The sequence below is a fragment of the Devosia sp. genome (genome assembly GCF_017307495.1).
GTDB lineage: Bacteria > Pseudomonadota > Alphaproteobacteria > Rhizobiales > Devosiaceae > Devosia_A.
The window spans coordinates 124,158-139,005 of sequence record NZ_JAFKHE010000016.1; the positions used below are offsets into that span (position 1 = coordinate 124,158).

16 protein-coding genes are annotated in these 14,848 nt (G+C 67.0%); 3 read left to right on the top strand and 13 right to left on the bottom strand.

The genetic code is table 11. The features are described 5' to 3' along the window. Nucleotides 1-46: 46 nt before the first annotated feature. The gene (locus J0I99_RS08535) at nucleotides 47-1,036 is read left to right on the top strand and encodes an aldo/keto reductase (protein WP_291397085.1); all 990 of its coding nucleotides are present in this window, start codon (nucleotides 47-49) and stop codon (nucleotides 1,034-1,036) included. 82 nt (nucleotides 1,037-1,118) lie between these two features. Beyond that, entirely contained in the window at nucleotides 1,119-2,138 is a 1,020-nt protein-coding gene (locus J0I99_RS08540; protein ID WP_291397086.1) for a MerR family transcriptional regulator, read from the top strand. Nucleotides 2,139-2,144: 6 nt separating this feature from the next. On the opposite strand, the gene J0I99_RS08545 is transcribed toward J0I99_RS08540, so the two are convergent. Further along, nucleotides 2,145-2,753: a flavodoxin reductase gene (locus tag J0I99_RS08545; RefSeq protein WP_291397087.1), complete on the bottom strand. Its 609-nt coding sequence runs from the start codon at nucleotides 2,751-2,753 to the stop codon at nucleotides 2,145-2,147. Between the two features lie 216 nt (nucleotides 2,754-2,969). On the opposite strand from J0I99_RS08545, the gene J0I99_RS08550 reads away from it, so the two are divergent. Further along, entirely contained in the window at nucleotides 2,970-3,320 is a 351-nt protein-coding gene (locus J0I99_RS08550) for a hypothetical protein (protein WP_291397088.1), read from the top strand. Nucleotides 3,321-3,361: 41 nt separating this feature from the next. On the opposite strand, the gene J0I99_RS08555 is transcribed toward J0I99_RS08550, so the two are convergent. From J0I99_RS08555 to tsaB, 12 genes are all read right to left on the bottom strand, one after another. Continuing rightward, nucleotides 3,362-3,763 (bottom strand): helix-turn-helix domain-containing protein, encoded by a 402-nt coding sequence (locus J0I99_RS08555; protein ID WP_291397089.1) that lies wholly within the window; start codon nucleotides 3,761-3,763, stop codon nucleotides 3,362-3,364. Between the two features lie 174 nt (nucleotides 3,764-3,937). Then, nucleotides 3,938-4,648, bottom strand: a complete 711-nt coding sequence (gene trmB / locus J0I99_RS08560; RefSeq protein ID WP_291397090.1) for a tRNA (guanosine(46)-N7)-methyltransferase TrmB — start codon at nucleotides 4,646-4,648, stop codon at nucleotides 3,938-3,940. A 135-nt stretch (nucleotides 4,649-4,783) separates the two neighbouring features. After that, nucleotides 4,784-6,046, bottom strand: coding sequence for a methionine adenosyltransferase (gene metK / locus J0I99_RS08565; protein WP_291397091.1), 1,263 nt, complete (start codon nucleotides 6,044-6,046; stop codon nucleotides 4,784-4,786). Nucleotides 6,047-6,178: 132 nt separating this feature from the next. Further along, nucleotides 6,179-7,792 carry an apolipoprotein N-acyltransferase gene (gene lnt, locus J0I99_RS08570; protein ID WP_291397092.1) on the bottom strand — a complete coding sequence of 538 codons (1,614 nt, stop codon included), beginning with the start codon at nucleotides 7,790-7,792 and terminating at the stop codon, nucleotides 6,179-6,181. A 90-nt stretch (nucleotides 7,793-7,882) separates the two neighbouring features. Next, a complete protein-coding gene (locus J0I99_RS08575; protein ID WP_291397093.1) occupies nucleotides 7,883-8,932 on the bottom strand; it encodes a hemolysin family protein in 1,050 nt (349 codons plus the stop codon). A gap of 44 nt (nucleotides 8,933-8,976) precedes the next feature. Then, a complete protein-coding gene (gene ybeY / locus J0I99_RS08580) occupies nucleotides 8,977-9,438 on the bottom strand; it encodes an rRNA maturation RNase YbeY (protein ID WP_291397094.1) in 462 nt (153 codons plus the stop codon). A 227-nt stretch (nucleotides 9,439-9,665) separates the two neighbouring features. After that, entirely contained in the window at nucleotides 9,666-10,685 is a 1,020-nt protein-coding gene (locus tag J0I99_RS08585) for a PhoH family protein (protein ID WP_291397095.1), read from the bottom strand. Between the two features lie 40 nt (nucleotides 10,686-10,725). Continuing rightward, the gene (gene miaB, locus J0I99_RS08590; protein ID WP_291397096.1) at nucleotides 10,726-12,138 is read right to left on the bottom strand and encodes a tRNA (N6-isopentenyl adenosine(37)-C2)-methylthiotransferase MiaB; all 1,413 of its coding nucleotides are present in this window, start codon (nucleotides 12,136-12,138) and stop codon (nucleotides 10,726-10,728) included. Nucleotides 12,139-12,387: 249 nt separating this feature from the next. After that, a complete protein-coding gene (locus tag J0I99_RS08595; RefSeq protein ID WP_291389528.1) occupies nucleotides 12,388-13,188 on the bottom strand; it encodes a 1-acyl-sn-glycerol-3-phosphate acyltransferase in 801 nt (266 codons plus the stop codon). Between the two features lie 7 nt (nucleotides 13,189-13,195). Then, nucleotides 13,196-13,633 (bottom strand): Fur family transcriptional regulator, encoded by a 438-nt coding sequence (locus J0I99_RS08600; RefSeq protein WP_291389529.1) that lies wholly within the window; start codon nucleotides 13,631-13,633, stop codon nucleotides 13,196-13,198. Nucleotides 13,634-13,669: 36 nt separating this feature from the next. Then, nucleotides 13,670-14,146, bottom strand: a complete 477-nt coding sequence (rimI, locus tag J0I99_RS08605) for a ribosomal protein S18-alanine N-acetyltransferase (protein ID WP_291397097.1) — start codon at nucleotides 14,144-14,146, stop codon at nucleotides 13,670-13,672. Continuing rightward, nucleotides 14,143-14,748 carry a tRNA (adenosine(37)-N6)-threonylcarbamoyltransferase complex dimerization subunit type 1 TsaB gene (tsaB, locus tag J0I99_RS08610; RefSeq protein WP_291397098.1) on the bottom strand — a complete coding sequence of 202 codons (606 nt, stop codon included), beginning with the start codon at nucleotides 14,746-14,748 and terminating at the stop codon, nucleotides 14,143-14,145. The genes rimI and tsaB overlap by 4 nt, the downstream gene beginning before the upstream one ends. Between the last annotated feature and the right edge of the window lie 100 nt (nucleotides 14,749-14,848).

Below are 14,848 nucleotides of genomic sequence, written 5' to 3' on the forward strand. Positions count from 1 at the left end.
ACTGGCGCCTCCCTTCCCGTCTCCCGAAATCACGGACATCGACATCATGGAATACCGCCGCCTCGGCAAGGCTGGCCTCAAGGTCAGCGAGTTCTCGTTTGGCGCCTGGGTGACCTTCGGCAAGCAGGTCGGCGAGGACGCCGCCACTTCGCTCATGGGCTACGCCTACGACAACGGCGTCAACTTCTTCGACAATGCCGAGGGCTACGAGCGCGGCAATGCCGAGGTCGTGATGGGCGAGGCGCTGAAGGCGCTGAAATGGAGCCGCGACAGCTATGCGGTCTCCTCCAAGGTCTTCTGGGGCGGCGAGAAGCCGACGCAGAAGGGCCTGTCCGCCAAGCACGTGACCGATGCCGCCCACGCGGCGCTCAAACGCCTGAAAGTCGACTACCTCGACCTCTACTTCTGCCATCGCCCCGACATCGACACCCCGATCGAGGAGACGGTGCGGGCGATGCACAACCTGATCCAGCAGGGCAAGGTGCTGTACTGGGGCACGTCGGAATGGACGGCGCAGCAGCTGACCGAGGCCTATGCGATCGCCCGCCAGGAGCACCTGACGCCGCCGACCATGGAGCAGCCGGAATACAACCTGTTCCGGCGCGAGAAGGTCGAAGCCGAGTTCCTGCCGCTCTACAGCCTGTTCGGGCTCGGCACGACGATCTGGTCGCCGCTCGCCTCGGGCATCCTCACCGGCAAGTACAATGACGGCATCCCGGCCGACAGCCGCATGAACCTGCCGGGCTACGAGTGGCTGAAGGCCCGGCTCGACAGCGACAAGGGCCGCGACGAGCTCGCCAAGGTGAAAAAGCTCGCCAAGCTCGCCGACGAGGTCGGGCTGCCGATCCACCACCTGGCGCTGCTGTGGTGCAACGCCAACCCGCACGTCTCGACGGTGATCCTGGGCGCCAGCAAGCTCAGCCAGCTCAAGGACAACCTCGAGGCGCTCAAGCACAAGGACAAGCTCACGCCCGAAGTGCTGGCCGAGATCGAGAAGATCGTCGGCAACAAGCCGGCCGCGCCGCAGCGCTACTGAGGCCGGCCGGCCCACGATCACCATTGACCTGGCCCCCGGGGCCGCCCCGATAGAGGGGCGGTCCCTGTTCCAGAGGTGATTCGTGCGCTCTTCCGACCCGTTCCTGACCGCCTCCGAGGCCGCGGCCCGCCTCGGCATCTCCGTCAAGGCCCTGCGCCTCTACGAGGCGCGCGGCCTGATCGCGCCGGTACGCACCGTCGCCGGCTGGCGAACCTATGGCGCCATACAGATGGCCCGCGCCCGCGAGATCGTCGCCCTGCGCGCCCTGGGCCTCAGCCTCGCGCAAGTCGGCGACGTTCTGGACGGCCGGCCGGCGGCCCTCGCCGCGGCGCTCGACAGTCACCAGCAGACGCTGGAGCGCGAGCTGCGGCTCGTCGGCGAGCGGCTCGCGCGCGTCGCGGCGAAGCGGCTGCAGCTGCAGCAGGGCAGCACTCCCGTCGCCGACCTGCTGGCACCGCGCATGCCCGCCATCGCCTTCGACCTGCCATGGCCCTGGGGCGGCGAACGCTTCAGCCTCGAGGCGCTCGGCCCCCTGAGCTTCCTCAGCGGACCGCTGGGCAGCGGCAAGACGCGGCTGGCGCAGCGCATCGCCGCGGCCGTGCCCGGCGCACTGTTCGTGGGGCTCGACCGCGCCTCCGACATGAGCGCCGTCCGGCAACGCCTAAACGCCGATGCCGGGCTCAGCGCCCGCGTCGAAGCCGCACTCGACTGGCTCACGGGGGAAGGAGCCGCGCACTGCGACGCACTCCTTGCTCTCCTCGCCTGCCTCGAGGACGAGCGCCCTTCCGTCATGGTCGTCGATCTGGTCGAGCAGGGGCTGGACCAGCCGGACCAGGAGGCGCTGGTTGCCTATCTCCGCCGGCGTACTCCCGACGCGCCGCCGCTGGTGCTGATGACGCGGTCGACCGCCATTCTCGATCTGGAACTGGTCGGAGCCACCGAGACAATCCTGTACTGCCCGGCCAATCACGCGCCGCCGATGATCGTGAAACCGTGGCCCGGCGCACCGGGCCGCGAGGCGCTGGCGAGCTGCCTCGCCGCGCCACAGGTGCGGGCCCGCACCGAGGGCGTCGTCGCCATGCGCCCGCCGGCGGTCGGCTAGGATCCGTTACTTCTCCCAGGTCACCGCATCGGCGCTGGCCCCAAGCCCCTCGAGCGCGGCGCGCAGGTCCTTGACCATGGGGTCGGGGCCGCACAGATAGAAATTCTGCGCCATGTCGCGCACGTGCTGCCCGAGGAAGGCTGCATCGATGCGCTCGTGCAACACGCCCGCGGCCGATGCATCGTCGGTCAGCGTCCAGGTCACCTCGAGCCCCTCGCCGGCCATGGCCTCGAACTCGTCGCGCAGGATGATGTCGCCGGCCGTGCGGTTCGAGACGATCAGCCGGTGGCCGGCGAGCCTGCCGTCCGCCCGCAGCCGGCGCAGGATGGCGATGAAGGGCGTGACCCCCGCCCCACCCGCGATGAAGGTGCCCGACCCCTTGTAGGTGATGGTGCCCCACGGATCACGCAGGATCAGGTGATCGCCGGGCGAGAGCTCCCACAGCGCCCTGGTCACCCCGTCATGGTCGAAATACGACTTGATGGTGAACTCGAGTTCGGCCCACTCCGCCAGCCCGGTGAAGGTGAACGGGTTCTTCCTGGTCCGGTAGCCGTCGCGGTCGATCGACAGGTCGGTCGCCTGGCCGGGCTCGAAACGGTAGCCGTCGGCCGACAAAAATCGCCTCGAAGGCCAGCTTCGGCCTTTGGTTTCCTTTTGGCAACCTACCGTCCTGAAGGCCTGTGGGTTTCTCCCGCGATAGTGGCGATCCAGGCTGTAAGCCTCTGCATCAACTTGTCAATTTCAAGTGGCCCAAGTGCGAAATGTCTCCCTTGCGGATCGCGACCACGAGTCCGATTTCCCGGTTGTCCAGAAAACGAAAGGGACATGACAATGAAGACTCCTGCTCTCGCCCTTGCGGCTCTCCTCATTGCCGGCGGCCTGTCCGTTCCGGCGTTCGCGGCTGACGAATCGAGCTTCGACAGCGACTATCTCGTCACGCAGTTGCAGCAGCGCGGCATCAACGCGACCAATGTGTACCAGAGTGGCGACAACATCGTCCGCGCCGACGTGAAGCTGGCCGACGGCTCGACCGTCTTTCAGTACTTCTACGATGACACCCTCGCCCCGGTGAGGGCCTCCACCGGGCCGAATACGCGTGTGCTGTCCAAGCTCGACACGGGCGTCGTCAAGGCCCCCACGGTCACCGATTCGCTGCTCTATGAAGGCGACCACAGCCACTGACGGGGTACGCTCCGGATCGGCCGCTTGCTGCGGCCGATCCGCTAGCGCGCGATGTTGACGCTGAGGATGTCCACGTGTCCGGCGTCACGCGCGTCGAATACCGCCCGTGCCTCCAGGACGCTTTGCCAGTGGCGCGCGGCGAAGGCCTCGAACGCCTCGAATGCCTTCAGGGCCTCGTGGCCGAGGTCGGTGAGCGCATATTCGACGCGCGGCGGAATGGTGGCATAGCTGGTGCGCGACACGAACCCGTCCCGCTCGAGGGCGCGCAGTGTCTGCGTCAGGGCCTTCTGTGAAATGCCGCCGATGTCGCGCTGGAGTTGGGAAAAGCGCATCGTATCACGCCGGAGGTGGAGCACGACGACCAGTGTCCACTTGCTCTGCCGGCTGGCCAGCATGCCCTCGATCGCGTCATGGCTAACGGGCAGGCGACGTTGCTCTCGCATGGCGCCAACTCCTCGGAACAATAACCACCCTGACAGGCAGCACGAGTGACCCAAGAGGCGATATCGTTACGGCTGCACGATTTTCCAGTGCCTTCGGCGGGATTTCGGCCGCGCGTTGCCCAAACGTTCCATTAATTCCTGGTAATTGTTGGGCGAAGGAACGCGTTCGGCGCGCTAGAGCCGGGTAAAGCTCAGGTAGAAGCTGACGTGCCGCCCCTCGAGCCGGGCCTTTTCCTCGTAGCGCGTCGGCTCCCAGTGCGGATAGGGCTCGTGCCAGATGCGCGGCCGCTCCGGATCGAAGCGGAAGTGGGGCGAGCGCAGGATGTGCGCCAGCGTCCAGTTGGCGTAGTCCTCGATATCGGTGGCGAAGCGGAACACGGCGCCCGGCTTCAGCACGCGCGCCAACTCGCCCAGGGTCAGCGGCGAGATGAAGCGGCGCTTGTGGTGGCGCGTCTTCGGCCACGGATCGGGATAGAGCAGGTAGGCGCCGTCGAGCGCGGCATCGGGCAGCTTCTGCAGCAGCTTGAGCGCGTCGTCGGTGAACAGGCGGATGTTCTCCAGCCCCTCCTCGTCGATCTTTTCGACCAGCTTGGCGATACCGCCCGAAAACACCTCGCAACCGATGAAGCCGGTTTCCGGGTGCTGCCGGGCCTGCCGGGCCAGGTGCTCCCCGCCGCCATAGCCGATCTCGATGATGCGGCGGCTGCTGCGTGGAAACAGCGCCGCCGGGTCGAGCATGCCGTCGCCGAGCTCGATGGCCAGCTGCGGCAGCAGTTCCCTGAACAGCCGGTCCTGTCCCTTGTGCAGGCGCTTGCCCGAGCGCCGGCCGAAAAAGGCGCGCGGCTCGCCGGAAACGTTCAGGGGATGATGGGGTTTGTCCGTCATGGGGCTCACCTACACCACGAAGTCATTCCGGCGAAGGCCGGAATCCATCTCGAGATGGCTCAGCCTTCGCCGGATGTGGATAGAACGGGAGATGGACCCCGGCCTTCGCCGGGGTGACACCGGATTTTGGGCAGCTCAGGCCGCCTTCACCGCGGCCTTGAGCGCCGGGACGAGGTCGGTCTTTTCCCAGCTGAACGAGCCGTCGCGGCCGGGCTTCCTGCCGAAATGGCCATAGGCCGAGGTCTTTGCGTAGATCGGCTTGTTGAGGTCGAGCTGGTTGCGGATGCCGCGCGGCGAAAGGTCGAAGACCTGGCCGAGCACCTCTTCGAGCTTGCTCTCCTCGACCTTGCCGGTACCGTGCAGGTCGACGTAGATCGACAGCGGCTTGGCCACCCCGATGGCATAGCTCAGCTGGATCGTGGCGCGGTCGGCGAGGCCGGCGGCGACAACGTTCTTGGCGAGATAGCGCGCCGCATAGGCGGCCGAGCGATCGACCTTGGTGGGGTCCTTGCCCGAGAAGGCGCCGCCGCCATGCGGGGCCGCGCCACCATAGGTATCGACGATGATCTTGCGGCCGGTGAGGCCAGCGTCGCCATCCGGTCCGCCGACGACGAACTTGCCGGTCGGATTGACGTGCCAGACGGTCTCGGCCGTGATCCAGCCCTCGGGCAGTGCCTTGCGCACGTAGGGCTCGATGATCTTCTTCACGTCCTCGGAGGTGAGCGACTCGTCGATGTGCTGGGTCGAGACGACGATCTGGGTGACCCCGACCGGCTTGCCGTTCTCGTATTTCACCGTGACCTGGCTCTTGGCGTCGGGGCCGAGCTTGACGGCGGCGCCTTCGCCAGCCTTGCGGGCCGCGGTCAGCGCCTCGAGGATCTTGTGCGCATAGTAGATCGGGGCGGGCAGCAGTTCCGGGGTCTCGCGGCTGGCATAGCCGAACATGATGCCCTGGTCGCCGGCGCCGACATCCTTGTTGCCCGATTCATCGACGCCCTGGGCGATATCGGCCGACTGGCCGTGCAGCAGCACGTCGATCTTGCAGGTCTTCCAGTGGAAGCCGGACTGCTCGTAGCCGATAGCCTTGATCGCCTTGCGGGCCGTCGACTTGAACTTGGCGGGATTGACCACCGGGTGACCTGCCTTGTCGAGCAGGACCTTGCCGTCCTTGCCCTTCTTGAGCAGCGTCTCGGGCACGCGCACCTCGCCGGCGATGACGACGCGGTTGGTGGTCGCCAGCGTCTCGCAGGCAATGCGGACCCGGGCCGGGTCCATGCCAGCCTTCTTGGCTTCGCGGAACACCAGGTCGACGATCTCGTCGCTGATCCGGTCGCAGACCTTGTCCGGATGCCCCTCGGAAACCGATTCCGAAGTGAAGAGATAGGAAGACCGAGCCAAGGCGAACCCCCCGAAAAGTGCTCCAAAAGTGCGAAAATCGCACCCTTGGGCGGACTTTTGCCACTCGGGCGAGGCGCGGTCAAGGGATATAAAGGAAGCTTTATGTCTTGATGGGGCGCGGCGACGCAAAAATCATGCGAGGCGCGCCGGACGGCGCGAGGCGAGCAGCGATCCGAGCACGCCGAGGATGACGGCGAACCAGAACGGCAGGTCGCCGACGCGGTTGAAGATCGTCCCGCCCGGCAGTGGTTCGGACGGCACCACGTCAAGCACCCCGACCTGCTCCTCGGCCAGCTGCGCGACGATGCGGCCGAGCGGGTCGACGCTGAGCGTGACGCCGGTATTGGCGGCCCGCAACATCGGCAGGCCGGTCTCGACCGCCCTGAGGCGGGCATGATGGGCATGCTGGGCCGGACCGATCGAGCCCATGAACCAGGCATCGTTGGTGACGTTGAGGATGAACTGCGCATCCTTCGGATCGCCGATATCGCCGGGGAACACCGCCTCGTAGCAGACGAGCGCGAGGAAGGCCGGCGAGCCGGGCGGGCTCATCAGGCGTCGGCCGTCGCCGGCGGCCCAGCCGTTCGTGCCGGGCACGAACTGGTTGATGCCGAACAGCCGCCAGAAGCCCTGGAACGGCAGGTATTCGCCGAACGGCACGAGATGCGACTTGTCGTAGCTCGCGACCACCTCGCCATTGGTATCGAGGGCGAGGATGGAGTTGTAGCCCGGGTTGTCGGGGATCGGCAGGCCATCATCGCCGAGCGGCTCGCGCGGCGCGCCGGTCAGCAGCAGCGTGGTGTCGGGCAGCATGCGGGCAATGAGGGCGATGCCGTCTGGGTAGTTGGTGAGAAAGAACGGAAACACCGATTCCGGCCAGATCAGGTGGGTGATGCCCGGCAGGCCCGGATCGGCCGGCGACACCTTGCTCTCGCTCAACTGGATCAGCCGGTTGATGATGTCGGCCGGATCGGCGGTGGTCCAGTCGGCGTGGTCGAGGATCATCGGCTGCACCATGCGCACCTGCATGTCGGTGCGCGCGCTCAGCGTCGTGGTGTTCAGCCGCCAGTTGCCGTAGGCGACCTGCGCCGCGAGTGCGGCGACGGCGAGAAAGATCGGCACCAGCCGGCGCACGAGGCTGCGCTGGTCGGCCGGCCAGACCAGCGCCGGAGTCATCGCCAGCAGCGCGCCGAGAAAGGTCAGGCCATAGGTGCCGATGACCGAGGCCAGCTGCAGCATCTCGTCGTTGGCGGTCAGCGCATAGCCGATGAGGTCGAAGGGAAAGCCCGAGAACAGGTGCCCTCGCCCCCACTCGGCAATTGCGAGCAAGCTCGCCAGCGTGACGATGCGGAAGGCCCCGCCCGACCACAGCATGTGCGCCAGCGCACTGCCCAGGCCCCAGAAGATCGAGAGGATCGCGGCGAGCCCGACGATGGCGAACGGCATCAGCACGAGGAACAGACCGCCCTCCTGCAGGAAGGCGGCGCCGAGCCAGTGCAGCGCCACGGTGAAGTAGCCGAGCCCGAAGGCAAAGCCGATCTGGAACGCCGGCCCGACAAGTCCGCGCCAGCCGCGCCGGTGCTCGGCCCCGTCGAGGGCCCAGACCCAGATCGGCAGCGCCAGGAACAAGGCCGGGAGCAGGAAGAACGGCGGCACCGAAGCGGCAGCCAGTGCCCCGGCCGCAACCAGGATCAGGAACCGCCGCCAGCCATGGCTCAGCATCACGGTCTCGGCAAGCCAGGTCATGCGACGCTCGAATCAGGAGGCATGACGCAAGGTCGCGAGGCGGAGGCGCGGGGTCAAGACTGGCGCAAACAATGCGGCTGCGGCTGCCCGCTACTCCGCCACCGGGGCTGCCGGGGCGTCGTCGGGCTGCTTGGCGGCCGGCGGCTTGGGCGGACGCGGGGCGCGCTGCTTGACGCGCTTGATCTTGACGCGCTTGACCTGCCGACTGTCGGACTGCAGCACCTCGAACTCGAAGCCCTTGATGCCGTTGACATGCTCGCCCTTGAGCGGCACGTGGCCGGCCAGTTCGAACACCAGCCCGCCCAGCGTATCCACTTCCTCGGCATGCTGGCCGGGGTCGAAGTCGGGGCCGATCACCTCGCGCACCTCCTCGAGTTCGGCGCGGGCCGAGGCGATGAACACATTGGAATTGACCTTGCGCACCAGCGCCACGTCGTCGTCGTGCTCGTCTTCGATCTCGCCGACCACGGCCTCGAGCAGGTCCTCGATGGTGACGAGCCCGTCGGTGCCGCCGTACTCGTCGATGACCACGGCCATGTGCACGCGCTTCAGCTGCATCTGCTGCAACAGGTCGCCGACCGGCATCAGCGGCGGCACGAACAGCACCTGGCGCACGATGTCGAGCTTTTCGAGCCGGCTCCGGAGCGGCGGCGACACCAGCTTAACCGGCAGCGTCGCCTCGGGATCGGTCACCGGCTCGGTAATGCGGCGCAGCGCATCCTTGACGTGGATGAAGCCGGTGATGTTGTCGAGGCTGTCGGCATAGACCGGCATGCGCGAATGGCCGACCAGGCGGAAGCGCGCCACCAGCGTGCCCAGCGTCTCGCTCGCTTCGATCGCCTCGATGTCGGCGCGCGGGATCATCACGTCCTCGACCCGCTTGTCGGCGAGGTCGAGCACGTTCTTCAGGATCGCGCGTTCGGACTGGGTGAAGTCGGCGGTGCCGCCCGACTCCTCGCTCTCCAGGGCGACCTCGAGATCGTCGCGCAGGGACACGGTGCGCATCGCCATGACGGAGCGCAGCCAGTGCCAGAGCCGCTGCCCCCACGTGGCGGTGGAGGCGGGACTAGAAGGAGGCTCGCTGTTGGACTTGGCGGCCGGTTTCCTGGCCGGGGCAGAGGGCGTATCGGACTCGTTCATCGGGTTGGCCGCAAGGCGGCCTTCAATTCATCGGAGGGCATAATCTAGTCGTCGGCGTAGGGATCGGCAATGCCGAGGGTCGCGAGGATTTTCGTTTCCAGCCCTTCCATCTCCTCGGCGTCCTCATCCTCGATGTGGTCGTAGCCGAGCAGGTGCAGGAAGCCATGCACCACCAGATGGGTGAAATGGTCGTTGAAGCCGATGCCCATTTCCTCCGCCTCGCGCTCCAGTGTCTCGCGCGCCAGGATGATGTCGCCGACCAATCCCTCGACCAGAGCGAAGGGCTCGAGCTGGGGGAAGCTCAGCACGTTGGTGGACTTGTCGATGCCGCGCCACTGCCGGTTGAGCTCGCGCTGCTCGGCATCGTCCGTGAGCACCACCGAGACCTCGGCGACGCCGGCGACTTCGGCTTCGGACTGCTTCAGCGCCTCGCGGATGGCGCGTTCGGCGATGGGCTCAAGCCCTTCCGGCCAGCCATCGGCATTGATCGCGAAGGCGATCGACAAGGGGGATTTTGGCGTTTTCACGTTTCTGTCTGAACCATCTGAGGTGTCATCCCCGCGAAAGCGGGGATCTCTGTTTAGCTGCACGCTCCGCAAACTGAGATTCCCGCTTTCGCGGGAATGACACCGTGAGTTGCTTCTATCTTCGCGCCGGCTGCGCCATGGATTCCCGGCCCTCGCTGGGATGACAGCCGGTGGGGAGGCGCGATGCGGGCAAGCCCCGCTGCCGCTCAGGCCTTGTTCTGTTCGGCCAGCCGACGCGCGCTGTCGGCTTCGTAGGCCCGGACGATCCGGCCCACCAGGGCGTGGCGTACCACGTCCTTGTCGGAAAAGCGCGAGATGTGCACGCCCTCGACGCCGTCGAGCAGGTTCACCGCTTCGATCAGACCGGATTTCTCGCCGCGCGGCAGGTCGACCTGGGTCGGGTCGCCGGTGACGATCATCTTACTGTTCTCGCCCAGGCGGGTCAGGAACATCTTCATCTGCATCGAGGTGGTGTTCTGCGCCTCGTCGAGGATGACCACGGCGTTGGCGAGGGTGCGGCCGCGCATGAAGGCGAGCGGCGCCACTTCGATGATGCCCGAGGTGATGCAGCGCTCGACATGTTCCGGGCGCATCATGTCGTAGAGGGCGTCATAGAGCGGCCGCAGGTACGGATCGACCTTCTCCTTCATGTCGCCGGGCAGGAACCCGAGGCGCTCGCCCGCCTCGACGGCCGGACGGGACAGGATGATGCGGTTGATGTCGCCGCGCTCGAGCAGCGTCGCCGCGTGGGCGACGGCGAGGTAGGTCTTGCCGGTGCCGGCCGGGCCGACGCCGAAGACCAGTTCGGCCCGGTCCATGGCGCGCATGTAGGCGTCCTGCGCCGGGGTGCGGGCGACGATGGTGGCCTTGCGGGTGGCGATCTGCGCCATGCGCACCCTGCCCTTCTTCTCGAGCGTAGGCAGCGTCAGCTGGCTGTCCTCGGTCTCGATCATGCGGATGACGCCGTCGACGGTGGCAACGTCGATCTGCTGGCCTTCCTCGAGCTGCTCGTAGAGCGATTCCAGCACGCGCCGCGCCTGATCGACGCCACTCGCCCCGCCCTTCAACATGACGTGATTGCCGCGCGGCGTCGCCTGGACGCTCAAGCGCTGCTCGATCAAGGCCAGGTGCTGGTCAAAATCGCCGTAGAGCTGCGCGGCGAGCTTGTTGTCTTCGAAGGCGAGTTCAAGCTGGGAGGACGGGCCGTGGTCTAAAGACGGGGGCAAATGCCTGCTCAAATCTCTGTCGGCTCCTGTAAGTGCAGCCTCAGATATGGGCCGCGGTGGCTCGAGACTCAATAACGCTAGCAGGATTCGGTTCCGCGTCTGTGACAATCTTGCCAGTGAGCGAATTATTCCTGGCCTCGATGATTTCCACCGGCACGATCTGGCCGATCAGCCGGGTCGGGCCTTGCATGTGCACGGCCTGCAGGTAGGGCGAGCGGCCGCCGACCTGGCCGGGCTGCCGGCCCGCCTTCTCGATCAGCACCGGCAGGGTGCGGCCCACCACCGAACGATGGAAGGCGTGCATCTGGGTGTTGATCTGCTCGTTGAGGCGGGCAAGCCGCTCGGCCTTCTTCGCCTCGGGCACCTGCCCGTCCATGGTGGCGCCCGGGGTGCCGGGGCGGATGGAGTACTTGAACGTATAGGCCGAGGCATAGCCGACCTCGCGCACGACCTGCATGGTCGCGTCGAAATCGGCGTCGGTCTCGCCGGGAAAGCCGACGATGAAATCTCCGGACATCGCCATGTCGGGCCGGGCCGCCTTGATGCGCTCGATCACGGCCATGTACTCGGCCACGGTGTGGCGGCGGTTCATGGACTTGAGGATCGCGTCCGAACCCGACTGGATCGGCAGGTGCAGGTAGGGCATCAGCGCGTCGAGGTCGCGATGCATCTCGATCAGCTCGTCGGTCATGTCGAGCGGGTGCGAGGTGGTGTAGCGGATGCGGGCGATGCCCGGTATCAGCGACAGCCGGTAGCACAGCTCGCCCAGGCCGACGCTGCGGCCACGGGCATCGAGCCCGTGCCAGGCGTTGACGTTCTGGCCCAGGAGGGTGAGCTCGCGCACCCCGGCTTCGGCCAGGTTCTCGGCTTCGCGCAAGACCTGCTCGAGAGGGCGCGAGGTCTCGGCACCACGGGTGTAGGGCACGACGCAGAACGAGCAGAACTTGTCGCAGCCTTCCTGCACGGTGAGGAAGGCGGTGAGGCCACGCCTGGCGGTGACTTCCTTTTTCGCCGCCGGCAGGTGCTCGAACTTGTCCTCCTCGGGGAAATCGGTGTCGACGACCCTGGCGCCGTTGTGGGCGCGGGCGAGCAGTTCGGGCAGGCGGTGATAGCTCTGCGGGCCGAACACGAGGTTCACGGCCGGCGCGCGGCGGACGATCTCGTCGCCCTCGGCCTGCGCCACGCAGCCGGCGACGCCGATCATCAGGTCGCCACCGGCCAGCCGGCGCTCGTCGCGCAGCTCGCGCAGCCGCCCGATCTCGGAAAATACCTTCTCGGAGGCCTTTTCGCGGATATGGCAGGTGTTGAGCACGACGAGATCGGCATCCTCGGCCGCCTGCACCGGCTCATAGCCATGCGGCGCCAGCGCGTCCGCCATACGATCGGAATCGTAGACGTTCATCTGGCAGCCATAGGTCTTGATGAACAGTTTTTTCGGCGCGTGCTCGTTCATGGCGGGGGAAATACACCGTATGGAGCCGGAGTGCAAAAACAAGCGCGGTGGGAGGGGTGGGCACACCCGCTGAACTGGGTCATCCCCGCGAAAGCGGGGATCTCCGTTTGGCGGCACGCACCAAAACAGAGGTTCCCGCTTTCGCGGGAATGACCCCACGGCTGCGACCACCCCTGTTCCTCTCCCCGTCGGGGAGAGGGTGGACCGGCGAAGCCGGGACGGGTGAGGGGTGGCTGGGGGTCGCTGGCCCTATTCCGCCGCGATCGGCAGCGGCGTGCCGCGGTTCAACGCGACCAGCATCCTGCGGACTTCGTTCTCGGTTTCCTTGGCGAGGAGCTTGCGGTCGGCGCCGGCCGAGAGTGGGCGGGGGGTGCCGAAGGCGAGGGTGACCTCGCGGGTGCCGCCGGTCAGGATTTCCCTGATGTTCTGCTTGACCGACTTGGACTTGATCCAGGCGATCAGCGAGCGATCGGTCCGGCCCACCGGCAGGCCCTGCAGCTTGGTGTAGGCGATGGTTAGCGGCTGGATCAGTACCTCGGCGGCACCCGCCGCTTCCATCGCATGCTGCGCTGCGCCGATCAGGGCCGAGCGGAAGGGCAGCACGTGGGTGCCGATGTCGGACTGGCCCTCGCCGAACAGCAGCACGGCGCCACCGGCGGCGATGCGCTTGCCCATCTCCTGGCTGGCGCGGTGGGCGTCGCCGCGCCGCTTGCGATCGACATAGAGCGTGCGCTGCAGCGAGGCCATGAAGCCGACGAAGGGCCATTTGGCGATCTCGGACTTGGCGACGAAGGTCACGTCGGCCTTGGAGCCGACGGCGATGATGTCGGTCCAGGAGATGTGGTTGGAGACGATCAGCGTCGGGCGATCATGCGAAGGCTCGCCGACCACGTTCACCTTCATGGCGAGGAAGATGCAGCCCATGGTGTGGAACCAGCGGGGGATGAAATTCCAGCTCAGCCCCAGCCGCGTCACGATGAACTGCAGCGGGATGAAAACGATGAGGAAGGGGATGTAGAGGAAGATGAAGAACAGGCTGCGCAGGATCATGGCGTGGTCACTTCTTCGTATCGTCCGGCTTCAGCGGCACAGCATAGAGCTCCAGCCGGTGGTCGACCAGCTGATAGCCGAGCCGCTTGGCGATCACTTCCTGGATGGCCTCGATTTCCTCGTTGCGGAACTCGATGACCTTGCCGGAGCGGATGTCGATCAGGTGGTCGTGGTGCTCGTCGGGGATCAGCTCGAAGCGGGCGCGGCCGTCCTTGAAGTCGTGCTTGGTGACGAGGCCGGCTTCCTCGAACAGGTTGAGCGTGCGGTAGACCGTCGACAGCGAGATGCGCGCGTCGATGGCGCTGGCCCGCCGATACAGCTCCTCGACATCCGGGTGGTCGATCGCCTGCTCGATCACCTGGGCGATCACCCGGCGCTGGTCGGTCATGCGCATGCCCTTGAGGGCGCACTGCTCTTCGAGGGTCTGGACCTGGGGCCTGCTCATCTGTGGTCCCCCGTCTCCTGTATCGCTCATGCGGGGTTAGCCAAGATCGCGCGCCATGACAATAGCGGTGGCCGGCGTCCCGTCGGGGCGGGGGTAGTAGCCCTTGCGTTCGCCGATCTTGTGAAACCCCAGCTTGCCGTAGAGCCGCAGGGCGGCCGCGTTGTCGGCGGCGACTTCCAGCAGCATGCGGCGCGCCGGGCTCATCAGCAGCGCCTCGAACAGGGCGCGCATCAGCATCAGGCCGACGCCCTTTTTGCGCCACTTGCGGTCGACGGCGATGGTGATGAGCTCGACCTCCTCGCCGAGGTGGCGCAGCATGGCGAAGCCGGCGATGTGGCGCCTGGCATCGCAGGCCACGTAGACCGGCGTTCCGTCGCCAGCGATGTAGGCCGCGAACTCCTCGCGCGTCCAGCCGCGATAGAACCCTTCGGCATGCAGGCGGGCGATCGTCTCGGCATCGCCGGGGCGGGCCGGCTCGACATGCAGGGTTGCCGGGGAGAGCCAGAAATTCATGGCGACACCCTCGCGACGCGGAACTTCTCCTGCGGCTTGGCGTCGGCGTCGCGGATATAGGCCGCCTCGGGCGGGTAGTGCGAGGGATCGACCGTCGCGGCGAAGCGAGCCAGCGCCGCGATATCGACGAAGGGGCTGGTGAGCGTTGCCACCCCCGGCGGGATGCGGCGGCGCGCCTCTTCCATCGGCAGCAGCGCCGGGCCGCCCACCGGGATCGCCGGGCCGGAAAAGAGCTGGAAATAGGCCTCGTCGCGACGCGCATCGAGCAGCACCGCCGCCGCGTCGCAACCGCAGCCGAGCGACAGCGCCAGCAGCGTCGGGATGCCGACCACCGGAATGTCCAGCGCGAGACCCAGCCCACGCGCAGCGCTCAGGCCGATGCGCAAGCCGGTAAAGGACCCGGGGCCGGTGGTGACCGCGATGCGCGTCAGGTCGGCATAGGCGATCCGGGTGCGCGCGAGCAGTGCGTCGATGGCCGGAAAGATGCGCTCGGCCTGGCCCTGCGCCATGTCCTCGACGAGCGTGTCGGCCGTGTCGCCCAGCAGCAATGCGAGTTGCAGGCGCGGCGCGGCGGTATCGATGGCGAGGAGCGCGGTGGGCATGGGCGAGAGATAGGGGTTCGGCGCCGGGTTGTCACGTGGGCTCGGCGCTCGGGGCGTCACCCCACCCAGTTGCGCTAGGGTGGGGGTGACCCGACGCGCC